We start from the raw sequence: 21,229 nt of genomic DNA on the forward strand, positions 1-21,229 counted from the left end.
TTCAGCAGCTCCTTTCAAGCCGTAAATAGCCGGTTCTCTAACTCTCAAAATGGACCACTTTCTTGGGGGAAGGTCACTCACTCACAATGGCGTATTCTTGGAAAAAGCAATGAGCGAGACGTGAGTATCCAAAGATGGAATTCGATCAGTTCTTCGTGAACACGGAACGATGGATAAGGACGAGGCAAATTGGGTGATTTTTGAAACTGACGGCAGAATGACAGTGATCCCCAGAAACGAGGTCAACCTCAGGCACGCAGATGCGATGCAAGATGTCGAGATTATGGATGAACTTGACCAGAATGGGGACCGCGAGCAAATATAATTGGCCATAACTAGAGATGGCCATCTCTTTGCTGACTAGAGGCAACTTGCGAAATGCTGGCCATCTTGAACTCTTGCTCGCAGAAATTTCAAGGCTTTCGACATGGATGACGAGAAACGCACACTTCAGCACAAACTTCAGAATGCGGAGCAAGAGAAGCGCGCACTTAAAAGCCTGCTAGATAAGGCAGCGGATGAAATTGATGATCTGGCTGAAGCGGATTGTTCTCAATCTGCGATTGAAAGAGCGAAGACTCAAGCTGAACGTTTGAGAAAAATTGGGAATCCGAACTCCGAGTCCTGACTGCACTCCAAAATACGACCGCGTTATGCACTGCTTCATTGGACATGTCGGTTCATGCCCAATGGCGGATAATCCATGGTCTGCTATTGCTCCGATCGAAGCTACCAACCACGATACAGCGAATAGATTCCCCAAGTGTCGACCAGTGCGTGTGCGAGGAAAAGACTCCACAAGTTTCGATCGCTTCGAAAAAAGATCCAGCCGAAAAGCACCCCGACGAGAAATACTGACGCTAATCCGACTGGTCCTTGGGCATAATGCGGAATGGCAAAGGCCATCGCGCCAACCAAGATAGCTGCCCAACGGCCAGCGTTGCCTTGGCGAACAATCCGCGAAAGTTGATGCAAAAGAAATCCGCGATAGATAATTTCCTCTGCGACAGCCGCGCTAAACATCGCGTATGCCCATAGGCGTAGCGCTGCCTGCTCGTTACCTCTCAATGGTCCATAAGCAGCATGATCGGTCTCAATTGAGAACACCCGTTCTATCAGCGGAAGAATGAGTTCACCGATTATCAGAGTGGCGCCAAGTGCGCCGCCTGCGGCCCACAGCATCGTACTCCCAGGTCGGCGCGGGAGTGTCAGACCAACTGGCGCAAGACCTCGATCTTCTATCCAGATCCAGATCAAGGCTATCGCGGCGATTATGGGAACTTTAAACGGGAAGGGTATGGGCGCTGCCAGGGCACCTGCGAAGAATAGAGCAACCAGAATTGCACGAGCTGGTTTGCCGAGCACAATTTTCTCCAAACCGCTTTCAGGCGGCATCAAATGCCTTGAGATCGCGGCGGCTTACCCGTGCTGTGCCAGAAATGGCAATCAGATAATCGAAGCAGGACGAGCCTGCTGCACGAATGTCGTGAGGCTGCGGTATTACGGAGGCCCGATAGCGGAACTGACCACCTTGATACTCTCGGCACAATCCCATGCCTTATTCGTTGTTTTGGGTGAGGAGTTGCCCTCCTGATTCTTTCAGTTCGGTAACTCCTCGATCCAAAACCAGAGCAATGGAGAAGGAGTATGCTTGACGAAAAAACCAGAGACCATTCACTGATCGGCAGTGACCGGGTAGAGGGTACCTCGGTGTATGGCAAAGAAAACAACAAGATCGGATCCGTACAACGGATCATGATCGACAAGCTGTCAGGTCAGGCTCGTGATGTCGAAGTGTCAGTTGGCGCTTTTCTAGGAATGGGCGGCAAACTTCACAGCCTCCCATGGGAGAAGCTTAAGTACAACAGTGAGCTCGGCGGCTATAAGCTCGACGTAACTGAAGAGCAGCTGAAGAACGCTCCTACGTACAGCGACAACGACCGCGAGCAGCAGCTCGATCGCGATTATCAATCGAGGGTCTACTCGTATTGGGTCGCCACCCCATACTGGTGACACCGAAATCGGCGCCTCGGCCCTGCACGGTGTCGGGGCGCTGATAATTTGAGTATACTCGTCGAGCGAACCGAAACTCTTCATCTTGGTCGGTTTGACGCCGACATCCGCTTAGTGCTGATGTTTTCCTACGCTTTGCCGCAAATGAAACTTTTTTTCGGAGTAAGCATTTGAAACGACCGTGCAATCTCGCAGACTGATTATATTTTGGACTTAAGGACAAATCACACCGAGAACGCTCGTCAAACAGAGAGAATTTGCTGTTTGACTGCCTCCTCCGCCAATGTGTCTCGCGCAGATGCGCAACTTGCGCGGTTCCGATTCACCTCAAAATTCGCCTGCGATGCCTGCCTTGACGGTGGCGCTGCTGCCGCCGGCGTAGGTTGCGCCTGCGGTGATCGCGAAGTCGCCCTCGAAGCGGTGCATGAGCCCGGCCGAGAAGCCGACTTCGCCGCGATGGACCGCGACGTTGCTGGCATAGCTGGTCCTGCCCGCCTCGCTCGGGAAATGCGGGGTCGCCATGGCGGCGATGGCGGCCAGCCCCTGGCGCGTCTCCTTGCGGTCGACCTCGGCGAGGTCGAACAGGTCGGTGACCTGGCCCTCGATGCTCGCCACCCGCCCGTCGAGGGCGGCGAACTGCGCATCGGTGACCGCTGCGATCCGGCGCATCGAGGTCTCGACCGCGCCCAGACCGGCCTGCGTCGCGACTGCCGTGCCCTTGCCGAGCGTGCCGGCGCTGTCGACCGTCACCATGTAGAGCTGCCCGCCGTCCTGTGCCGCGGTGCTCGCACCGATGTCGCCCAGCGCGACCGAGGAACCGGCCCCGCCGAGCATCACCTGGTTGGCCGCACGCGTGGCAGCCCCGCTGCCGATCGCCACGCCATTGCCATGAACTGCATTGGCCCCGGCGCCAATCGCCACTGCCATCTCGCCCGCTGCTTGCGCTGACTGGCCGACCACGGTGGCGTTGACGCCGCTGACCAGGGCTAGTGCGCCGACAGCGGTGCCCTGCGCTCCAATGGCACTGGCCTGATAGCCGAATGCAGAACCATTCTCACCGGATGCCTGTGCCTGGTATCCAACGGCAGCCGCATTTATACCGGATGCCAGAGTGTTCGACCCGACAGCCAGAGAACCGGTCTGGCCGGCCTCGGCGTTCTGGCCAACAGCCGTCGCATTCTGTCCCGTTGCCTGGGCCCGCATCCCCAAGGCGCTTGCCTGGTCGCCGCTGGCCACCGCTCGCTGGCCGACAGCCGTCGCATTGCCCCCAGATGCATCTGCGAACACCCCCATCGCACTCGCCCCGCCACCGGTGGCCGACGCGATCCCGCCGAGCGCAGTCGCCCCGACGCCTGACGCAATGGTCGAAAACCCGAGCGCCACCGAAGCCTCGTCACCTGCACTCGAACCCGATCCCAGCGCCAGCGAATACGATCCAGCTGCTTCCGCGCGCGCTCCGATCGCGCTCACCGCGCCCTGCGCGGCGACTGCGTCCTGTCCGAATGCGATCGATTCGATACCATGAGCCTGCGATCCGCCCCCGATGGCCAGAGCGAACGGGCGATCGGCGAGCGCCTGGCTGCCGATAGCCATTGCGAAATCCGCGAGGCCGAGAACATAGCTTCCGTCGGAGGCGTCGGTGTCGGTCACTGACCCTGCGACCGCACCGCGCCCGATGGCGATCGCGTCGAAGCCTGCCGCCGCCGACCGGGCACCGATGGCCATGGCGGCAAAGCCTGGCGGCAGATCAGGGATTGTCAGAGGCTCTTCGTCGTCCATGCGCGTTGCGACCGACCCGGCTCCGATCGCGATTGCGGCGCTGTCGTGCGCGACCGCATTTGCTCCATAGGCGCTGGCGCCCTGGCCCCGGGCGGCTGCACCGGACCCGCAGGCGATCGTATCCGACGCGGTCGTGGATGAGCCGGAAGCGCTCGCGCCGTCCATTGCGCATTGCTGGGCCATGGCCGGTGCAGCATTACAGGCGAGGTACCCTAGCACCAGCATCGCGCAGATTCCGCTTCGATCGAACATAGCAAGCTCCTTTGCATTGGCTCCAGCCCGACTGGCGGCCGGCTACGCAATTGGACTTAGGGAAGTTTACGCAGGGCCCGGCACTCCACCCCGTCCGAAGTGGAGGTTTAGCCACCCGATGCGGTAATGTTCGGGGCGACGGCTTGCCGATGTTTTGCCGCCCGCCTAGGGCGAGCGACATGACTGACGAAACAGACGACCACACGCTGACAAACCGCAAGTTCTACCGCGCCGAACAGGAAGCGGCGTTTTCGGAAAGCTCTCCGCTGAGCACGCCGCAGACGCAGCATCCGGCGTATCGGCTCGCGTTTCGCGACACGGATTTCCTGCTGCGCGAGGAACTGCGTCCGGTCCGCTTCCAGCTGGAATTGCTCAAGCCCGAGATGCTTCTCGACGAAGCCGGCGTGGGATCGACGCTGGTGATGTACGGCTCGGCGCGCATCCCGGCGCCAGAGACCGCCGAAGCGCTCGTCGCCAATGCCAGCGACGAGGCGAAGACAGTGGCCCAGCGGCTGGCGGACAAGGCGAAATACTACGACGAGGCCTACAAGCTTGCGCGGATGGTCAGCGAGAAGTCGATCATCGAGGACGGCAAGCGCCAGTTCGTGATTACTTCGGGCGGCGGCCCGTCGATAATGGAGGCTGCCAACCGGGGGGCATCGGACGCTGGCGCGGAATCGATCGGGCTTAACATCGTCCTGCCGCACGAGCAGGCACCCAACGCCTATGTCACGCCCTACCTGTCGTTCCAGTTCCACTATTTCGCGCTGCGCAAGATGCACTTCCTGCTGCGCGCGCGGGCGGTGGCGGTGTTCCCGGGCGGCTTCGGCACGTTTGACGAATTCTTCGAACTGCTGACCCTCATCCAGACCGGCAAGATGAAACCGATTCCGATCCTTCTGTTCGGCAAGGACTTCTGGACTCGGGTAATCGATTTCGAGGCCTTCGCCGAGGAAGGGACCATCAGCAAGGAAGATCTCGACCTGTTCACCTGGTGCGAAACCGCCGAGGAAGCCTGGGCGGAAATCTCCAAGTTCTACGAACTGGAAGGCTGAAGCCCGCGCCCGACGGCGTGATGGCCGAGCGGCCCGTGTCCGGCGCCGAAACCCGGTGCGACCTCGATGGCGCGACGCACGAATTGGCGTGCGAGCCGGACGGCATGTTCGAGCGACTGGCCGTGGCCGAGCAGCGTGGCGATCGCAGATGACAGCGTGCACCCCGTGCCATGCGTCTGCCGGCTGTCGATGCGCGGATCGTTGAAGGTCACAGCGCGCGCGTCGCCCGCGCCGATCAGTATGTCGATGATCCGGTCTCCCTCGCCGTGGCCGCCCTTGGCAAGGACGTGGTTCGAATAGGGAGCGGCGATTTCCTGGGCGGCGCGAGCGACCTCATCCGTGTCGCTCAAGCTCCGCCCGGCGAGATGTTCGAGCTCCGGGATATTGGGGGTGATGAGCGTGGCGAGCGGAAACAAGCGCTCGCGCATCGCCTCGATCGCATCGGGAGCGATGAGCATCGCCCCCGAGGTCGCGACCATCACCGGATCGAGCACGATCGGCGTCTGTGGGGCCAGCTTGTGCAGCGCGTCGGCGACGGCGGCGATGATCGGCGCATCGTGCAGCATGCCGATCTTGATCGCGTCGACACCGATGTCGTCGATGCAGGAGGCGATCTGCTCGCTCACCATGTCCGCTCCCAGCGGCGCGATCGCCTGGACGCCGACCGTGTTCTGCGCCGTCACCGCGGTAATCGCGGTCATCGCGTATCCGCCGAGCATCGCGATCGTCTTGATGTCGGCCTGGATCCCGGCGCCGCCCGAACTGTCGGACCCGGCGATGGCGAGCACGCGCGGTGTCTCGCGCGTCATGGTGTGAACTTGCGGTCGGTGGATGGGGGGAATTTCTCCTGCAGCTTTCTTGCCCGGGTCGGCCGGTCCATCAGTTCCCCGCCGCAATTGGGGCAGATGTCATCAAGATTTTCGGCGCAAGTCGCGCAGAAAGTGCATTCGAAGCTGCAGATGAAGGCTCCGGGGCTCTCCGCGGGAAGGTCCGTGCCGCAGCGTTCGCAGTCGGGACGCATCTCGAGCATCAGGCTGCGTCCTGCACGGCCTGACAGACCGCGTCGACGACCCGTTCGACCTGGGCCGCATCGTCCCCTTCGGCCATGACGCGGATCACCGGCTCAGTCCCCGAAGCGCGGATCACCAGCCGGCCGTTGCCGGAAAGCGTCGCCTCGGCATCGGCGATGGCGGCCTTGACCGTTTCGTTCTCGAGAGGCTTCCCGCCGGAATAGCGGACATTCTTGAGAAGTTGCGGGACCGGGTCGAACAGGTGGAGCAGCTCGCTGGCGGGCTTGCCCTCGCGCACCAGGCTCGCGAGCACGCGCAACGCCGCGACCGTGCCGTCACCGGTGGTGCCGTGATCGAGCATGATCATGTGACCCGACTGTTCACCCCCGACATTGAATCCACCGCGCTTCATTTCCTCCAGCACATAGCGGTCACCGACCTTGGTGCGGACCAGGGCCAGGTTGAGGCCGCGCAAATACCGTTCGAGGCCGAGATTGCTCATGACCGTCGCGACGACTCCTGCGCCGGACAGCTCGCGCTTTTCCGCCATGCGCGTGGCGATGAGGGCCATGATCTGGTCGCCGTCGACCGTCTGACCTTTCTCGTCGACCACGATCAGACGATCGGCATCACCGTCGAGCGCGAGGCCGATGTCGGCGCCTTCCTCGACCACCTTCGCCTTGATCGCAGCGAGCGAGGTCGAGCCGACGTCGCGATTGATATTCGTCCCGTTGGGGGTGACGCCGATCGGAATGACTTCCGCGCCCAGTTCCCAGATCGCCGCGGGGGTCACCTGGTAAGCCGCCCCGTTCGCGCAATCGAGCACCACTTTAAGCCCGTCGAAGCGGACATGGGCGCCGACCGACTGCTTGACCGCGTGGATGTAGCGGCCCGAGGCATCGTCGATCCGCCGCGCACGGCCGATCTGTTCCGCCGGGGCGAGTTCCGGATCGCGCTCCATCAGTGTCTCGATCGCCATTTCGGCATCGTCGGACAGCTTGAACCCGTCGGGGCCGAACAGCTTGATCCCGTTATCCGAATAGGGGTTGTGGCTGGCGGAGATCATCACGCCGAGGTCGGCCCGCATCTCGCGCGTCAGCAGTGCGATCGCCGGTGTCGGCAGCGGGCCGGTCATAACCACGTCCATGCCGACGCTGGTGAAGCCCGCGACCAGCGCGCTTTCGATCATGTAGCCCGAAAGCCGCGTGTCCTTGCCGATCACCACCCGGTGGCGATGATCGCCGCGGCGAAAATGCGCGCCCGCCGCCTGGCCGACCCGCATCGCGAGTTCGGCGGTCATGACATCCTCGTTCGTCCGGCCCCTGATGCCGTCGGTGCCGAAAAACTTGCGTCCCATCCTTCAGGCGTTCCTTGTTGTGTCCTGCCGCTTGCGGAGCGCTTGTGGCGGCATATCCCGCCAAAGGGAAGAGGTCGGCGCGAAAGCCGCAGCGCTTGCGGCGCGGCTTGCAACGATTTGGCCGCCCATGCATTGAATTATCGAACCCGCACACCGGTGGACAAAGAAAAGGGATATCTCATGAGTTTCAGTTTGATCGACCTGCCATTCGACAAGGACGCGCTGGATCCGGCCATTTCCGCCGAGACGCTGTCCTATCATCATGGCAAGCATCACCAGGCCTATGTCGACAAGACCAATGCCGCCATCGAAGGCACCGACATGGCCGACGACGATCTGGAAACGGTCATCGCCAAGGCCCGCGGATCGAAGCAGGGCCTGTTCAATAACGCGGCCCAGGTATGGAACCATGGCTTCTACTGGCACTCGCTTGCAGCCGAGAAATCGCACCCGTCGGGCGAATTGAAATCGATGGTCGAAGAAGCCTTTGGCTCGATCGAGGATTTCAACAGCAAGCTCGCCGATCGTGGCGGCGGCCACTTCGCCAGCGGCTGGGTCTGGCTCGCCGAGAAGGACGGCAAGGTCTCGATCGAGGAAAGCCATGATGCCGACACGCTGGCCGATGGCGATTTCAATCCGCTGCTGGTGCTCGACGTGTGGGAGCACGCCTATTACCTCGACCACCAGAACGCCCGGCCGGCCTATCTGAAGGCGGTCATCGAAAACAATCTGAACTGGAGCTTCGCTTCGGAAAACCTCGCTCGCGGAGAGACGTGGAAATACCCGTCCTGAGCTGATCGAAGATTATAAATCGCAAGGGCCCGTTCCGCATCGATGCGGGGCGGGCCTATTGCTATTGGGACGCGACGCGGCGGATTTTCAGGCGGCTGTCTGGCCCTGGATTTCCGCTTCGGCCTCGGCGATCAGTTCGTCGGGAGTATCGGCGAAGGGGTGGCTACCGAACAGCGGCTCGCCAAAGATGAAGCCGATGAGGTTCGGTCGACCGATATGATCGAACAGCGCGGTCACCGTCAGCAGGATCGGGACCGACAGAAGCGCGCCGAACACGCCCCAGACCCAGGTAAAATAGCTGAACGCGATCAGGATCAGCACCGGGTTCATGGTGAACCGCGCACCCAGGATCGAAGGGGTGATCACGTTCGATTCGATCGTGTGCAGCGACAGGTAGGCAAGGGCCGGAATGAGGCCCAGCAAGGCCGTCTCCGCCGTGCCCACCCCGAATAGCGTCAGCAGGGCGATCATGGCGAACGGCCCGATATAGGGAATGAAGTTGAGGATCGCGGCAAGCCCGCCCCACATCACCGGTGCATCGACGTCGAGCGCCCAGGCTCCCAGGGCGACGACCACGCCGACTCCGGCGTTTATCCAGGTGACGGTGAGGATGTAGGATGCGACCCGGTCCTGCACTTCGCGCACGACGCGCGCAGCCTTGATCGACGTTCCGAAGGATGCACGGTCGAGCATCAGGTGGCGGCGGACCCGTACCCGCCCCTCGATCATGAAAAAGGACATGAGGAAAGTCAGCAGGACTTCCAGCAGCACGCTGGGCGTGGCGATCGCCAGCTCCTGCAGGATGTTCGGCCCTTCGAGCACGACCTTGCGCGAATCTTCCGATCCCATCAGCTCGGCCAGCTCGCGGTTGATGTCCTCCACCCAGCTGAAGGTGTTGCGCAACTCGGCAAACCGCTGGGAAACCTGCTGGACCATCGCTGGCAGCTGGTCGATCAGCGTCATGGCGGGTTGCAGGATCAGCGCCAGCGCGAGCAACAGTACCGCGAAAAAGAACAGCAGCGCGGCAAGCGAGGCGAGCACGTTGGGAAGGCCCCAGCCAGCCAGCTTGTCGGCCAGCGGAGACAGCACGATCGTCAGGATCAGCGCAGTGACGAGCGGCAGGAACACGACCGAGCCGATCGACAGCACGAATGGCAGCGCGAAGAACAGTCCGAGGCCGAGGATCACGACCAACGCGGAGATGAGGCGCAGCTCCTGCTCGGCAAAGGCATGCCTGCGCCCGGCGCGCTGGCTCGCGGCATCACCTGCATCGCTTGCGGTCGCTTGAGCAGGGGGCAGGTCGATGTCGCTCATGTCCCCTGTCTAATGCCTCGCCGGAAGGTTCACGGCAAGCGGTCCCCGACCAAGCCTGCCGTTCAGTCGCGCGCGGCGGCTTGCCCGTTGCCCATCGCCACTTCGTCGAGTTCCTCGAGGATCGCCCGGTGAGCTCCCTGGTCGTCGATCGAGCGCTGCGGAATCGACCCCTCGTCGAGCATGGAGTTGAGCGCGGCACGCGCGCGCCCGACCCGGCTCTTGATCGTGCCGACCGCGCAACCGCAGATGTTCGCCGCTTCTTCGTAGGAGAAACCGCCTGCGCCCACCAGCAGCAGCGCCTCGCGGCGTTCGGCCGGCAGCGTCAGCAGCGCGCGGTGCATGTCGGATAGGTGGATCGGCTCCTCCTGCCCTGCCGGAGCGGTCAGGATGCGTTCGGCGACGTTCTCGTCGTACTCGCCGCGAAAGCGGTTGCGCCGCATATCCGTCAGATAGGCATTGCGCAGGATGACGAAGGTCCAGGCGCGCATGGATGTGCCGGGTTCGAACCGTTCCTGGGCGGCCCACGCCTTGAGCAATGCTTCCTGAACGAGATCGTCCGCCATGTCGGCGCGTCCGCACAAGCCGCGGGCAAAGGCCCGCAGGTGCGGGACCACATCGGTCAACTCGCGCTTGAAGTCGGCCTTGTCGGTGGCCGTGCGTTCATGTTTTGCCATCAGTCCTGGTCGTCCAGTTTCGACAGCAGATCCTTGAAATTGTCGGGGAGCGGTTCGTTCACCACAGTATCGTACAGCTGGCGAAGGCCATTGGCCCAGCCAGGTTTTTCAGACCCGTTCTTGCTGTGTTTCTGCACCCGTCCAGCTTTCTCGTCACGACCTTCGGTTTCGCCATTCATAGCGGTTACGCGTTTCCTAGTTTTGTAAATGTGCCCGGAAGGACGCACCTTTACGATCCCGTGAGTGTGTGGGGAACGATGCGCGTCCTATATGGTTCCCTGCCTGAGGTGATCAACCGGCCTCGCCTATCGCGGTCGTTCAATACGCCGTCTTCTGACGGTATCACACTTTCGGGGCAACGTTTGGAACACCAGGATCTCTCGGAGCGGAAATCGCGACGGTTACTCGTCGATTATCCGCGCGCGGTCCCGGTCGGAATCTTCCTGCTGGTCATGGCGATCGCGATCCTGAGCGTGTTCGTAATCGAGCGGGCGGAAAGCCAGCGCGAACTCTCCTCGATGCGCGAAACGGGCCAGGCAGTAGCCTCCGCGCTGGAACGGCGCGCGGCGAGCAGTTCCTCCTACCTTCGTGCCGGCGCAGCGTTGCTGTCCACGACCGATCGGGTCGACCCGGGCCTGTTCGGCAGTTTCGTCGACGAGTTGCGCCTCGATTCCGATTTTCGCGGTTCGGATGGCATCGGGTGGGCGCGCGCCATCACGCCGGACGAACTGCCCAGCTATCGCGCCGAGATGGCGAGCTTCGGAGTCGCGCTGGAAGCCATACGGCCCCGGCCCGATGCCGCCACGCGGCGCATCGTGCCGGTCACCTATCTCCAGCCGGCGACCCAGAGAAACCTGCGCGCGATCGGCTACAACATGTATTCCGAGCCGACCCGCCGTGCCGCGATGGACGAATCGATGCGGACGGTTTCCCCGACCGCCACCGGCCGGATCGTCCTGCTGCAGGAAGGCGAAGGCAAGGCCCCGGGCTTCCTGATCTACATGCCGGTGTTCCAGGGCGCTGGCATGGAGCGCAGGTTGCGAGGCTTCATTTACAGCCCCTTCAACGCCCAGCAATTTCTCGATTCCGCGCTCGAACTCGAAACGAGGGGCCGGATGGGGGTCAAGCTCTACGACGGGGCGGTATTGCCCGATCGCCTGCTCGCGGAACTGCCGAGCGAATTCAGTAGTGGCCGGACGCTGATCGAAGACGTGACCGTCGCCAACCGCCCGATGCTGCTCGTCGTCGAATCGGCCAAGAACGCGTCGCTGTCGCTGATTTCGATGCTGACCCTGCTGTTCGGCCTCGCCGTCGGGAGCCTGCTGATGCTTGTGGCAAGGCTGATGACGCAGCAGGCGCTGGAAGACCGCGCAGCTCTCGATTGGCTCGAAGAGCAGCACTCGATCCGCAACACGCTTACCCGCGAGCTCAATCACCGGGTCAAGAATACGCTTGCCAACGTCCTATCTATCGCCGCGCTGACCCGGCGCCGCGCGACCAACGTGGACGAATATGCCGAAGGGCTGGAAGGCCGGATCAGGGCGCTCTCCGCCACGCACGACCTGCTGACGCAATCGGAATGGGGGACCACGCGGGTCCGGCAGATCGTGGATGCCGAACTGCTGCCCTACCAGCATGGCTCAAGCGATGCGATAGTGTGCAGCGGTCCCAATGTTGCGGTGGCGCCGAACGACGCGCTGTCCCTGGGCCTGGCCCTGCACGAGCTGGCCACCAACGCGGTCAAGTACGGCGCGCTCAGCCAGGCGGGCGGACAGGTGCAGGTTCACTGGAAGAAAGTGGGCGACGACCTCATCGAACTGCTGTGGCAGGAAAGCGGTGGACCGGAAGTCTCGCAGCCGAGTTCGCGCGGCTTCGGCACCGACCTGCTCGAGAAGATCGTGGCACACGAACTCAAGCATCCCGTGGAGCTCGTCTTCGCGCCCCAAGGCGTTTCCTGCAAGCTGCTGATCCCGCTTCGTCGGCGCAGCGCGTTCGCGATCCGGGCGCGGCCCGAGCAGGCTTCCAGGCCGGGATGACATTCCGATAGAACCGATAAAAAACGGGCGGCCCAGCGGACCGCCCGTTCTGCATTCTGCAATAATGTGCCGGTTGAGCCGGATCAGGCCAGCGGTCGGCTCGATCCGAAGAACAGTGCCTGGCTGATCGCTGCACGAACCGTCGCTTCTTGGAACGGCTTGGTCACCAGATAGGTCGGCTCGGGCCGGTCGCCGGTGAGCAGGCGTTCGGGGTAGGCGGTGATGAAGATAACCGGGACACTGTCTATCGCCAGGATATCGTCGACCGCATCGAGACCGGAGGAACCGTCGGCAAGCTGGATGTCCGCAAGCACGAGGCCCGGCGTGTTGTTGGCGACGACTTCCTGGGCCTGCGTGCGCGTTGCCGCGGTGCCGCAGATGTCGTGGCCGAGGCCCTTCACCAGGTCTTCCAGCTGCATCGAGATGAGCGGTTCGTCCTCGATGATGAGCACGCTGGTCGCCGATTCACGATCGATCTCGCTGACCGCGTTCTGGACCAGACTTTCGACTTCCGACGGGGCGAGGTCCATGATCTCGCCGGCCTGGTCGATGGAGAAATCCTCCAGCGTGGTAAGGAGCAGGGCCTGGCGGTTGAGCGGCGTGATCATCCGCAGGCGGTCCTGCGCAGCACTTTCGTGGCCACCGCTGCCGTCGCCGGCACTCTCGACTTCGAGATAGGCGCTGGCCCAGACCTTGTTGAAGGCTCGATAGAGCGGCACGCGGCCCCCTTCGAGCGAAGCCTTCAGATCGCTGTCGGCAAGAGCCGCTTCCAGCGTTGCGCGCACGAAGGCATCGCCCGTCGCCTGCGAGCCGGTCAGGGCACGCGCGTAGCGACGAAGATAGGGGAGATTGGATGCGACTTGATCGCCGAGCGACATATAAACCCTTCCCTTGAGATAGCGCGCATGGAACGCCCGCCGGATTACTTGGTTCCGCCCGCTACACCTCCCGGGCCAATTTGACAAAAATCGATTTTTCGGCTGACGCTGCCGACCAAACATCAACACCTGTCCGGGAATGGGGGAGCAAGGTGAAATCAACGGTCGCATGTAAGGACTGCCCGCTTCAGGAGTGTAGCGGTCTTCGCGCACACACTCCGGAAGAACTGGCCTACATCCAGGAATACAAGCAGGGCGATATCGCTGCAGAGCGCGGTTCGATCATTCTCGAACAGGGCAAGAAAACGCATCACCTGCACTCCGTGCTGGAAGGCGTGCTGATCCGTTACCGGACCCTGGAAGACGGCCGACGCCAGATCGTCAATTTCATGTTTCCCGGCGATCTCATCGGCCTGCAGGGCGCCTTCGACGATGCAGTCATGCATTCCGTCGAGGCGTTGTTGGACGTACGCCTGTGTGTTTTCGAGCGAGGCGATTTCAAGGCGCTCATAAAATCGCACACGGACTTGGGTTACGATCTTACTTGGCTTGCGGCGAAGGAAGAAACTGCGCTCGAGGAACATCTCGTGGCGCTGGGCCAGCGATCGGCGAAGGAGAGAGTGGCATACCTCGCGGTGTGGCTCATCGACCGGGCGCTCGATACCTGCATGGCCGGCGACGACAACTCGCTCGATCTGCCGATCACGCAGGCGCAGATTGCCGACATGCTCGGCCTGTCGCTGGTTCACACGAACCGGACACTGCGCTCGCTCGAGCGCGAAGGCCTGATCGTGTGGAAGCCGGGCAACCTGCGCGTGCCCGACGTCGATGCCGCCTGCGATTACGCGCAATACCAGCGCGCGGGGACGAACAACCGTCCCTTCATCTGAGGCCGAATACACCCGAACCACGAGCTTCAGAAAAATTTTCGATCGGTCGGGAACCCGATTTCATGTCGAACATTTTCCTTATGTCACCGCCGAGACCCCCCCTCCCGTCCAAACGGCTGGTGATACGATCCCGAAAGGCCTCCGTTCAAAAGAACGGAGGCCTTTTTTCTTGGGTGACGCTTGTTATGCCAAGACTCGCGTAAATATGGCGCGCGAATTGGACGCGCGGACCGCGCTCCAATCATTGCGTCGCTTGTCGTTCGTCAGGTTAGCGAAGCGCGCAGGCGGGAGATGATCCCGACGCGCTTGGGCTCCAGGAGCAGCCGGGCAAGCTGCGTGGGATCGTAGGGCTTTTCCATGATCGCGCCGAGCTGTGCAATCGCCTCAGGAATATCGCCCGGAGCACCGGTCGAGAAAATGATCCGCGGCGGCTTGGGCCCGATATGATCGACCAGTTCCGCTATGGCCCAACCGTCGTTGCGATCGGCCAGGTGCACGTCGAGAACCAGTACATCGGGTTTCTCCGCCCGCAAGGCGCGCAAGGCATCCTCGGTAGAATGGCATATCTCGACGTCCGCCACTCCGATCGCACGCAGTTCGTCCTCGAGTGCCAGCGCGAGGATGGCATCATCCTCGACGACCAGAACCCGTTTCGGTGCAGCGCCCTTGAGATCCGATTTCTTTGCTTTTGCCATGTCTCGTCCGCAGTGCCGGCACCTCAGCTGCCGACGTGTCCCCGAACGGATCGGACGGGCGGGAAGTTCCCGCCCCCTGCGCTTTCAGTTCCCGGGGATGCAGGAATGCAACAAGGGGCTGCTGCCGAGCCGGCTCAGAGCGATTTGCAGTAGATGTTGTACTGCCGGTTCACCTTGCTCTGGATGGCATCGGCAATGGCGATCATCCCCTGGTTGTCGTCGAGGATCCATCCGATCTCGCCCCTGACCGTGCCGAATTCGCGGACCGCGTTCTTGCGGATATGCTCGATCATCATGAAGGCCAGCTGGCTGGCGAGCCGCGAGTTGTGCAGTTCGCGCCGCACCCCCATCAAGGGCACGCGCATGTGCTTTCCGACCGGCTTGCGGAGCCAGCGCAGCATCCTTACCCAGCCGAAGGGGAAGAGCTTGCCGTCGATCTTCACCAGCACTTCGTTGATGTCCGGCAGGGTTATCATGAAGGCGACCGGCACCCCGTCGAGATCGGCCAGCATCACAAGTTCGGGGTGGATGATCGGCTTCAGCTTTTTTGAAGCGTAATCGATTTCCGCCTCGGTGAACGGCACGAAACCCCAGTTGCCCGACCAGGCATCGTTGAGGATCTCGAGCGCGGTCCGCACTTCCTCCTCGTAGCGGGACTTGTCGACCGGGCGGATGGTGATGCGCGCATTGCGTTCGCCCGACTGGACGATCCGCTGGATCAGCGGGGGAAAGCCATCGGTGATGTCGACGTCGTAGGTGAACAGGGTTTTCGCCAGTTCGTAGCCTGCGCCCTCGATCCAGCCCTGGTAGTGCGCGGGATGATGGCCCATCATGATCATGGGCGCATGGTCCTGGCCCTTGACCAGAAGACCCGGCTCTTCCCAGATCGAGAGGGAAATCGGCCCGAGAACCTTCACCATGCCGCGTTCGCGCAGCCAGCTTTCTGCCCGGGCCAGCAAGGCGGAAGCGATCGTGGCATCTTCCGCATCGAAGTAGCCGAACAGCCCGGTGCCCGGCCCGAAACCCTGTTCGGACGGCATTTCGAGCGCCACGTGGTCGATGTGCGCGGAAATCCTGCCGACGTCGCGGCCCGCCCGGGTCGCGATGAACAGCTGCACTTCGGCATGCTGGAAGAACGGGTTCTTGTCCGGATCGAGGAGCTCGAGCTGTTCGGAGCGCAATTGCGGGACGAAATGCTCCAACCGCTCGGAGAAACGGCGACCGAGGTCGACGAAGCGCTTGCGGCCCTTCTTGCCGGAGACGGGCTCGATCACTATCTGGCTGTCGCTCATGCCGGATCCTTCGTTCAGCATGGATTAGCCCACACTCCGGCAGGCGGGCAAAGTCAAGCAAGCCAGTCGATCACTCTTGCCAACAGGACCGTTTGGCCTGCCGGGCAAAAGTGCGATAAGGGCCGCTTCGGGACACTATCTATGAACAGTCCGCAAACTCTATCCAGCAGCGTCGCAGCTGCACCACCGCGCGCCACGCGGCTCGATTTCCTTGCCAGCGACGACAAGGCGCTGCTGCGTGCCGCGCGCGACCTGACCAAGGATCTCGCCGAGGCGCGCGGTTCGATCTACTGGACCGATCTGCTGGTTTCCGCCGCACTTGCCTATGGCACACTGGTCGGCGCCATTGTGGTCGAGAGCACTGCGCTGATGATCGTGCTGGGGGTGGTGTCCTCGCTCGCCTTCTACCGCGCGCTGATGTTCATTCACGAACTCACCCACATCCACCGCGACGCGCTGCCCGGGTTCCGGCTCGGCTGGAACCTGCTGATCGGCATTCCCCTGCTGACGCCCTCCTTCATGTACGAAGGCGTGCACACCCTGCACCACAAGCGTACGCAATACGGTACGGTGGAAGATCCGGAATATCTGCCGCTTGCGCTGATGAAGCCCTACAGCCTGCCGCTGTTCGTCCTGATCGCCTTGCTTGCGCCTGTCGCATTGCTGTTTCGCTTTGCCGTGCTGGTTCCGCTGGGCGCGCTCGTGCCGGCAGTCCGCAGACTGACGTGGCAGCGCTTCTCGGCGCTTTCGATCAATCCCGATTTCCGCCGTCGCCCGCCCGAGGGCGAGCTGAAGCCGCGCGTATTCTGGCAGGAGCTGGGTGGCGCGGTCTGGTCGTGGACGCTCATCGGCGGGGCGGTGATGCTGGGCTGGAAGCCGATTGCCGTGGCGCTGGCGATTCTGTCGCTGACCGCCGTGCTGAACCAGCTGCGCACGCTGGTCGCGCATCTATGGGAGAACGAGGGCGAGGCGATGACCGTCACCGCGCAGTTCCTCGATTCGGTGAATGTGCCGCCGCCGGGGATGCATGCCGAAATCTGGGCACCGGTGGGCCTGCGCTACCACGCGCTGCACCATCTCATGCCTTCGATGCCCTATCATTCATTGCCTGAAGCGCACCGCCGCCTGGTCCGCGAACTGGGCATCGATTCGACCTATCAGAGCGCCAATCACCCCGGTCTCGTCGCGCTGGTCTACCGGATCGGTCGCAGCACCATGGGTCGACGCGTCTGATCGGATAGCTTCCGGGCGCATGCAAAAAGGGCCGCCCCTTGTGGGACGGCCCTTTGAAATTCGCGAAAAGCGAAAATCAGTTCGCGGTGTCGACCGTGGCGGTCACGCCTTCTTCGGTGACGGTCGCATCGACGTCGGCGCCGTCGACGGTAACGCTCGAACCGTCGGCAGCAGCGCCTTCAGCCGGAACTTCGACGGTGTCGGTGACGACTGCGGTTTCGGTGGCGGTCGGTGCCGGCATGTCGGCGGTGTCGCCTTCGACGGTGGTTTCCGACTGGTCACAAGCCGCGAGCGAAAGGCCGACGATTGCGAGGGGGAGAACAAACTTTTTCATGCCGAAAGCTCCTTTGTGGCAGGAATGTGGCACGCAAATACGACTGATTCGCGGAAGTTCCAAATGAAATCGTATCTCAGTCGAGAAATTTGATCATCGCGCATCGCCGGTCGCCGGGCATGCCCAGGTCGACCGCCGCATCGTGTGAATCCCGCAAGTGTTCGCGGCCTTCGAAATTCTCGATCTCGACGAACCCCTGCCGCGCATAGAAGGGCGCATTCCAGGCGATATCGCGGAAGGTGTTGAGCGTGATCGCGCGCAGCCCGCAGTTGCGCGCATCGATCGCCAGCGCCCGCAGGAGGGTGGCGCCGATCCCCTTGCCCTGGTGCGCCCGCGCGACGCTGAGTTCGTGGAGATGCAGTTCGCGACCGCACCTGCCGGCAGCCGCAAAACCGATCACCTCGTCGCTCACCGTGGCAGACAGGCAATTGCCCCGCCTGATCATCGCCCGGTAATTGTCCGGTGATGCCCCAGGTCTCCAGCAGGTCGGCGACGATGGCGCTGGTGCGGGTTTCCTCGAAGCCGATTTCCGGATGCGCATGAATATCGCGGCGGATCGCCACGAGATCGTTCTGGAAATCCTTGATCCGGTCGATGACAGGCATGGCTCGCGCGCTCCGCTTGATCGCGGCACGTTATGCCACATCGCAAAGGCGAGTCACGCGGATTTCAGCCCGGCGCTTCGCCGGGCCGCGCATTCACCAGCTGGCCGGAAGCTCCTTGAGGCCGCGCAGCACGAAGGTCGGCCGCCACTTCGGATTTTCCACGTCGTCGATGCGCAGATTCGGAATCCGGCGCAGCAGCGTCGTGAGCGCGACCTCGGCTTCGAGCCGCGCGAGCTGCGCGCCGAGGCAGAAGTGAATACCACCGCCGAACGACAGCGGCCGCACGTTCGGCCGCGTGATGTCGAGCCGATCCGGATGATCGGGATAGACAGCCGGATCGTGATTGGCCGAGCCGAGCAGACACATCACGTTGTCGCCCTGCGGAATTTTCACGCCGCCGATCTCGACATCCTCCATCGCGACGTGGTAGGTGAGCTGCACCGAGGAGTCGTAGCGCAGGAATTCCTCGATCGCGTTCGGCATCAGCGACAGGTTGGACTTCAGCAGTTCGAGCTGGTCCGGATTGCGATGCAGCGCCAGCAGCGCATTGCCGATCAGGTTCACCGTGGTCTCGTGACCCGCGCCGAACAGCAGGATGATGTTCGCGGTCAGCTCTTCGTTGCTGAGCTTGCTGCCGGCCTCTTCCGCCTGAACCAGTTGAGTCGTCAGGTCGTCGCCCGGCTCGCGGCGGCGCAGATCGAACAGCCGCTGGAAATAGGCTTCGGAATTGGCGTGCGCGGCATTGGCCTCGTCGATCTCGGCGCGCGACAGCGGCACCGGATCGAGCAGACGGCCGCCGGTGCGCTCGCGCTTGAAGAAGATTTCGCGATCCGTCTCCGGAATGCCGAGCATGTCGCAGATGACGATGACTGGCAGGCGGAACGCGAAGTCCGAGATCAGGTCCATGCGGCCCTGCCCGATCACCCGGTCGATCGAGTCGTCGACGATCGCCTGGATCTTCGGACGCATGTCCTCGACGCGGCGCGCCGTGAACGCCTTGACGACAAGGCCGCGCAGGCGGGTGTGGTCGGGCGGATCCTGCGTCAGCATCCAGCGGCCCATCGCGCGATAAACAGGCTCGTTCAGCGCTTCCGGCCCGAAGCGGCGCGTGATGCGGGTGACGTAATCCTTGCCGAACCGCTTGTCGCGCAGCACCAGCGCCGCGTCGGCATTGCGGCTGACGAGATAGCCGTTCAGCGCCGGCAGATGCAGCACCGGCGCGTGCGTGCGCAGCTTGTCGTAGGAGGGATAGGGATCGCGGATGAAGTCCGGAGACAGCGGGTTGAACAGCGGCTGGGCGCTTGCCGTCTGGGTTGTAGCCCCTTGCAACTGCTCGTTCATGAATGTCTCCCTGAAAATAGTTAATGCGATCACGCCGCGTTTGGCTGCCGTTTTACGCGATCCCGGACCGGAAGCACAAGACAATTATACCTGCATTCCCCAAGTGGCGTGGCGTTTGAGGTGAAGATCGCCTGTATCCGAGCGCTAGACAAGGATTTTCTGCCGCAAGCGGCACCTGCGGTCGCGCAGACTGCTGGATCTGGACGGATCAGACCGCGAAGCCGCTGTTTCCTTGCCCAGGGGCGGCGTTTTTCAGCGCAGCGGACAGATCTGTCCAGCCGCTTTCGTTCAGTTTGAGCGTGGATCGCGATCATGCGCATAGCGGTGGCGCTCGCAATCGGCGGATAGCGGCGAGGATGGCGCGTACCATCGTGCCGGTGACAGCGACCTCGGCCAGCTGGAAGGTGATGGTGCGGGCGTGACGGACCACACGTGCCCCGATCTTGATCAGCTTCAGTTGCAGGCTGGTCAACGACCAGTCGGCCATGGCCTCGGGCAGCTCGATGCAGCGCAAGAAGGTGGCCAGGTTGTACGCCAGGGCGTGCAGTTGCAGCCGCACCTCATTGTCGCGGAACTTCCGGCACGACAGCCGCGTCCAGCGAAAGGCGTATTTGCCCTCTTTGATGTGCTGCTCGGCGGTGCCGCGCTGGTTGTAGAACCGCACCACCCAGTCCGGCTCCATCGGCAGGTTGGTGACGATGAAGCCGACACGCGGGAACAGTTCGCCCGGATGCCATTCGATCTTGGCGATCACCCGGCGTTCCTTGTCCCAGGACGCCGCCTGATACTCGAATTCCTCGAAGAACCGCTTGACCTTGGTCAGTGACGGCCGCCCGACAGGGCGCGTTAGCCGATGCGCGATCTTGTCCTTGAGGACCGCGTTTGCGGGCAGCCGAATGGCGTAGAAGAACCGCGCTTCTTCCAATCGCTCATAGATCGCCGGGATCGCGTAGGCAGCATCGGCCCGGAAGAACCTGCCACCAAGGTCGCGCTCCGCGTAGCGCGCAATGACGGGGTCGAGAACATCACGCCAGCCATCGGCGCTGTGGACGTTGCCATGGCGCAGGGCGCAGCGTTCCAGCATCCCGAACTGGTTGAACAGAAAGTTGGGGTGATAGCAGCTACAGTCGAAATGGCCATTCCAGGCGGACCCTTCCTGGTCGCCATGGGTCGGGCTGACCGAGCTGTCCATGTCCAGAACGATGTACTTCAGCCCGTTACGGTCATGGAACCGGTCGATCCATTGCCCGTTCAGGTCGGCCAGCGCGGCACGGTTCCCGGCCAGAGCCAGCGTCTCGGTCTCGAACCGTCCCATCTGCGATGCCGAGGCCGCTTGTGCATCGACCGCTCTGCCGCCGACAACTTGGCGCATGACCGGATCGCAGGCGAGACGGTTGGCGTCGTTGACATCCTCGTATCCGGCCAGCCGCCCAAAGACTGATTGCCGGAACAGGCCGTCGAGCCGATGGACCGTGTTCTTGCCAGAGCGAGTATCGCGCAGCGCCGCTGACGCCAAATCGGACAACCCGAGCGCGTCATCAAGCTCGCGCATCACCAGAAGGCCGCCGTCGGAACTGAGCTGCGTGCCGCGAAATTCCAGCCGCACGCGAGGGTCGAAATCCACCCGATCTGCCCGTTGCAAGCCCGCACCCTCTGGGTGATCCATGAAACGCGCCCCT

The 21,229-nt window shown here is 62.4% G+C and carries 22 protein-coding genes; 7 read left to right on the forward strand and 15 right to left on the reverse strand.

The features are described 5' to 3' along the window. Positions 1-427 precede the first annotated feature (427 nt). Positions 428-628 (forward strand): hypothetical protein, encoded by a 201-nt coding sequence (locus GRI48_RS13155; RefSeq protein ID WP_160677198.1) that lies wholly within the window; start codon positions 428-430, stop codon positions 626-628. A gap of 101 nt (positions 629-729) precedes the next feature. On the opposite strand, the gene GRI48_RS13160 is transcribed toward GRI48_RS13155, so the two are convergent. Beyond that, positions 730-1,395, reverse strand: coding sequence for a CPBP family intramembrane glutamic endopeptidase (locus GRI48_RS13160; RefSeq protein WP_160677201.1), 666 nt, complete (start codon positions 1,393-1,395; stop codon positions 730-732). 252 nt (positions 1,396-1,647) lie between these two features. Between GRI48_RS13160 and GRI48_RS13165 the strand changes: the two genes are divergently transcribed. Then, on the forward strand, positions 1,648-2,013 hold the full coding sequence (locus GRI48_RS13165; protein WP_160677204.1) for a PRC-barrel domain-containing protein: 366 nt from the start codon (positions 1,648-1,650) through the stop codon (positions 2,011-2,013). A gap of 327 nt (positions 2,014-2,340) precedes the next feature. Here the strand turns inward: GRI48_RS13165 and GRI48_RS13170 are convergent, their stop codons facing one another. After that, positions 2,341-4,044: a hypothetical protein gene (locus tag GRI48_RS13170; protein ID WP_160677209.1), complete on the reverse strand. Its 1,704-nt coding sequence runs from the start codon at positions 4,042-4,044 to the stop codon at positions 2,341-2,343. A gap of 179 nt (positions 4,045-4,223) precedes the next feature. Here GRI48_RS13170 and GRI48_RS13175 point away from each other — a divergent pair, with 179 nt between their 5' ends. Next, entirely contained in the window at positions 4,224-5,099 is an 876-nt protein-coding gene (locus GRI48_RS13175; protein WP_160677212.1) for an LOG family protein, read from the forward strand. Here GRI48_RS13175 and thiD read toward each other — a convergent pair. From thiD to glmM, 3 genes are read right to left on the reverse strand one after another with little or no spacing between them, the layout of a single operon-like run. Then, positions 5,081-5,908 (reverse strand): bifunctional hydroxymethylpyrimidine kinase/phosphomethylpyrimidine kinase, encoded by an 828-nt coding sequence (gene thiD, locus GRI48_RS13180; RefSeq protein WP_160677215.1) that lies wholly within the window; start codon positions 5,906-5,908, stop codon positions 5,081-5,083. The two genes, GRI48_RS13175 and thiD, sit on opposite strands and share 19 nt — an antisense overlap. After that, positions 5,905-6,129 carry a DUF1272 domain-containing protein gene (locus GRI48_RS13185; protein WP_160677218.1) on the reverse strand — a complete coding sequence of 75 codons (225 nt, stop codon included), beginning with the start codon at positions 6,127-6,129 and terminating at the stop codon, positions 5,905-5,907. Before GRI48_RS13185 ends, thiD begins: the two co-directional genes overlap by 4 nt. Further along, positions 6,129-7,466 carry a phosphoglucosamine mutase gene (gene glmM / locus GRI48_RS13190; RefSeq protein WP_160677221.1) on the reverse strand — a complete coding sequence of 446 codons (1,338 nt, stop codon included), beginning with the start codon at positions 7,464-7,466 and terminating at the stop codon, positions 6,129-6,131. The genes GRI48_RS13185 and glmM overlap by 1 nt, the downstream gene beginning before the upstream one ends. Before the next feature lie 180 nt (positions 7,467-7,646). Between glmM and GRI48_RS13195 the strand changes: the two genes are divergently transcribed. Beyond that, the gene (locus tag GRI48_RS13195) at positions 7,647-8,258 is read left to right on the forward strand and encodes a superoxide dismutase (protein ID WP_160677224.1); all 612 of its coding nucleotides are present in this window, start codon (positions 7,647-7,649) and stop codon (positions 8,256-8,258) included. A gap of 87 nt (positions 8,259-8,345) precedes the next feature. Here the strand turns inward: GRI48_RS13195 and GRI48_RS13200 are convergent, their stop codons facing one another. The 3 genes from GRI48_RS13200 to GRI48_RS13210 all read right to left on the reverse strand — a co-directional run bounded on the left by GRI48_RS13200 (position 8,346) and on the right by GRI48_RS13210 (position 10,425). Next, positions 8,346-9,572, reverse strand: coding sequence for an AI-2E family transporter (locus tag GRI48_RS13200; RefSeq protein WP_160677227.1), 1,227 nt, complete (start codon positions 9,570-9,572; stop codon positions 8,346-8,348). A gap of 62 nt (positions 9,573-9,634) precedes the next feature. Beyond that, positions 9,635-10,246, reverse strand: coding sequence for a sigma-70 family RNA polymerase sigma factor (locus GRI48_RS13205; protein ID WP_160677230.1), 612 nt, complete (start codon positions 10,244-10,246; stop codon positions 9,635-9,637). Next, positions 10,246-10,425, reverse strand: a complete 180-nt coding sequence (locus GRI48_RS13210; RefSeq protein ID WP_160677233.1) for a NepR family anti-sigma factor — start codon at positions 10,423-10,425, stop codon at positions 10,246-10,248. Before GRI48_RS13210 ends, GRI48_RS13205 begins: the two co-directional genes overlap by 1 nt. A gap of 183 nt (positions 10,426-10,608) precedes the next feature. Here GRI48_RS13210 and GRI48_RS13215 point away from each other — a divergent pair, with 183 nt between their 5' ends. Further along, on the forward strand, positions 10,609-12,282 hold the full coding sequence (locus GRI48_RS13215) for a CHASE domain-containing protein (RefSeq protein ID WP_237451968.1): 1,674 nt from the start codon (positions 10,609-10,611) through the stop codon (positions 12,280-12,282). Between the two features lie 83 nt (positions 12,283-12,365). On the opposite strand, the gene GRI48_RS13220 is transcribed toward GRI48_RS13215, so the two are convergent. Beyond that, entirely contained in the window at positions 12,366-13,160 is a 795-nt protein-coding gene (locus GRI48_RS13220) for a response regulator (RefSeq protein WP_160677236.1), read from the reverse strand. Positions 13,161-13,312: 152 nt separating this feature from the next. Here GRI48_RS13220 and GRI48_RS13225 point away from each other — a divergent pair, with 152 nt between their 5' ends. Continuing rightward, positions 13,313-14,050, forward strand: coding sequence for a cyclic nucleotide-binding domain-containing protein (locus GRI48_RS13225; protein ID WP_160677239.1), 738 nt, complete (start codon positions 13,313-13,315; stop codon positions 14,048-14,050). 263 nt (positions 14,051-14,313) lie between these two features. On the opposite strand, the gene GRI48_RS13230 is transcribed toward GRI48_RS13225, so the two are convergent. Both GRI48_RS13230 and GRI48_RS13235 read right to left on the reverse strand, forming a co-directional pair. Beyond that, positions 14,314-14,745 (reverse strand): response regulator, encoded by a 432-nt coding sequence (locus GRI48_RS13230; protein WP_160677242.1) that lies wholly within the window; start codon positions 14,743-14,745, stop codon positions 14,314-14,316. Positions 14,746-14,879: 134 nt separating this feature from the next. Beyond that, positions 14,880-16,058 (reverse strand): N-acetyltransferase, encoded by a 1,179-nt coding sequence (locus GRI48_RS13235; RefSeq protein ID WP_237451970.1) that lies wholly within the window; start codon positions 16,056-16,058, stop codon positions 14,880-14,882. A gap of 120 nt (positions 16,059-16,178) precedes the next feature. On the opposite strand from GRI48_RS13235, the gene GRI48_RS13240 reads away from it, so the two are divergent. Then, a complete protein-coding gene (locus GRI48_RS13240) occupies positions 16,179-17,270 on the forward strand; it encodes a fatty acid desaturase family protein (RefSeq protein WP_160677245.1) in 1,092 nt (363 codons plus the stop codon). Positions 17,271-17,346: 76 nt separating this feature from the next. Here the strand turns inward: GRI48_RS13240 and GRI48_RS13245 are convergent, their stop codons facing one another. The 4 genes from GRI48_RS13245 to GRI48_RS13260 all read right to left on the reverse strand — a co-directional run bounded on the left by GRI48_RS13245 (position 17,347) and on the right by GRI48_RS13260 (position 21,216). Beyond that, on the reverse strand, positions 17,347-17,604 hold the full coding sequence (locus GRI48_RS13245) for a hypothetical protein (protein ID WP_160677248.1): 258 nt from the start codon (positions 17,602-17,604) through the stop codon (positions 17,347-17,349). 76 nt (positions 17,605-17,680) lie between these two features. After that, the gene (locus GRI48_RS14535; RefSeq protein ID WP_337190837.1) at positions 17,681-18,250 is read right to left on the reverse strand and encodes a GNAT family N-acetyltransferase; all 570 of its coding nucleotides are present in this window, start codon (positions 18,248-18,250) and stop codon (positions 17,681-17,683) included. 52 nt (positions 18,251-18,302) lie between these two features. Next, positions 18,303-19,550, reverse strand: coding sequence for a cytochrome P450 (locus GRI48_RS13255; RefSeq protein ID WP_054588491.1), 1,248 nt, complete (start codon positions 19,548-19,550; stop codon positions 18,303-18,305). A 310-nt stretch (positions 19,551-19,860) separates the two neighbouring features. Beyond that, positions 19,861-21,216, reverse strand: a complete 1,356-nt coding sequence (locus tag GRI48_RS13260; protein ID WP_006473457.1) for an IS1380-like element IS1247 family transposase — start codon at positions 21,214-21,216, stop codon at positions 19,861-19,863. Positions 21,217-21,229: the final 13 nt, after the last annotated feature.

The organism is Qipengyuania oceanensis (genome assembly GCF_009827535.1).
GTDB classification, from domain to species: domain Bacteria; phylum Pseudomonadota; class Alphaproteobacteria; order Sphingomonadales; family Sphingomonadaceae; genus Qipengyuania_C; species Qipengyuania_C oceanensis.

Coding starts and splice junctions, on each gene's coding strand:
- GRI48_RS13155 (WP_160677198.1), top strand. CDS start 428: ATGGATGACGAGAAACGCACACTTCAGCACAAACTTCAGAATGCGGAG.
- GRI48_RS13160 (WP_160677201.1), bottom strand. CDS start 1,395: ATGCCGCCTGAAAGCGGTTTGGAGAAAATTGTGCTCGGCAAACCAGCT.
- GRI48_RS13165 (WP_160677204.1), top strand. CDS start 1,648: ATGCTTGACGAAAAAACCAGAGACCATTCACTGATCGGCAGTGACCGG.
- GRI48_RS13170 (WP_160677209.1), bottom strand. CDS start 4,044: ATGTTCGATCGAAGCGGAATCTGCGCGATGCTGGTGCTAGGGTACCTC.
- GRI48_RS13175 (WP_160677212.1), top strand. CDS start 4,224: ATGACTGACGAAACAGACGACCACACGCTGACAAACCGCAAGTTCTAC.
- thiD (WP_160677215.1), bottom strand. CDS start 5,908: ATGACGCGCGAGACACCGCGCGTGCTCGCCATCGCCGGGTCCGACAGT.
- GRI48_RS13185 (WP_160677218.1), bottom strand. CDS start 6,129: ATGCTCGAGATGCGTCCCGACTGCGAACGCTGCGGCACGGACCTTCCC.
- glmM (WP_160677221.1), bottom strand. CDS start 7,466: ATGGGACGCAAGTTTTTCGGCACCGACGGCATCAGGGGCCGGACGAAC.
- GRI48_RS13195 (WP_160677224.1), top strand. CDS start 7,647: ATGAGTTTCAGTTTGATCGACCTGCCATTCGACAAGGACGCGCTGGAT.
- GRI48_RS13200 (WP_160677227.1), bottom strand. CDS start 9,572: ATGAGCGACATCGACCTGCCCCCTGCTCAAGCGACCGCAAGCGATGCA.
- GRI48_RS13205 (WP_160677230.1), bottom strand. CDS start 10,246: ATGGCAAAACATGAACGCACGGCCACCGACAAGGCCGACTTCAAGCGC.
- GRI48_RS13210 (WP_160677233.1), bottom strand. CDS start 10,425: ATGAATGGCGAAACCGAAGGTCGTGACGAGAAAGCTGGACGGGTGCAG.
- GRI48_RS13220 (WP_160677236.1), bottom strand. CDS start 13,160: ATGTCGCTCGGCGATCAAGTCGCATCCAATCTCCCCTATCTTCGTCGC.
- GRI48_RS13230 (WP_160677242.1), bottom strand. CDS start 14,745: ATGGCAAAAGCAAAGAAATCGGATCTCAAGGGCGCTGCACCGAAACGG.
- GRI48_RS13235 (WP_237451970.1), bottom strand. CDS start 16,058: ATGCTGAACGAAGGATCCGGCATGAGCGACAGCCAGATAGTGATCGAG.
- GRI48_RS13240 (WP_160677245.1), top strand. CDS start 16,179: ATGAACAGTCCGCAAACTCTATCCAGCAGCGTCGCAGCTGCACCACCG.
- GRI48_RS13245 (WP_160677248.1), bottom strand. CDS start 17,604: ATGAAAAAGTTTGTTCTCCCCCTCGCAATCGTCGGCCTTTCGCTCGCG.
- GRI48_RS14535 (WP_337190837.1), bottom strand. CDS start 18,250: ATGTGGCATAACGTGCCGCGATCAAGCGGAGCGCGCGAGCCATGCCTG.
- GRI48_RS13255 (WP_054588491.1), bottom strand. CDS start 19,550: ATGAACGAGCAGTTGCAAGGGGCTACAACCCAGACGGCAAGCGCCCAG.
- GRI48_RS13260 (WP_006473457.1), bottom strand. CDS start 21,216: ATGGATCACCCAGAGGGTGCGGGCTTGCAACGGGCAGATCGGGTGGAT.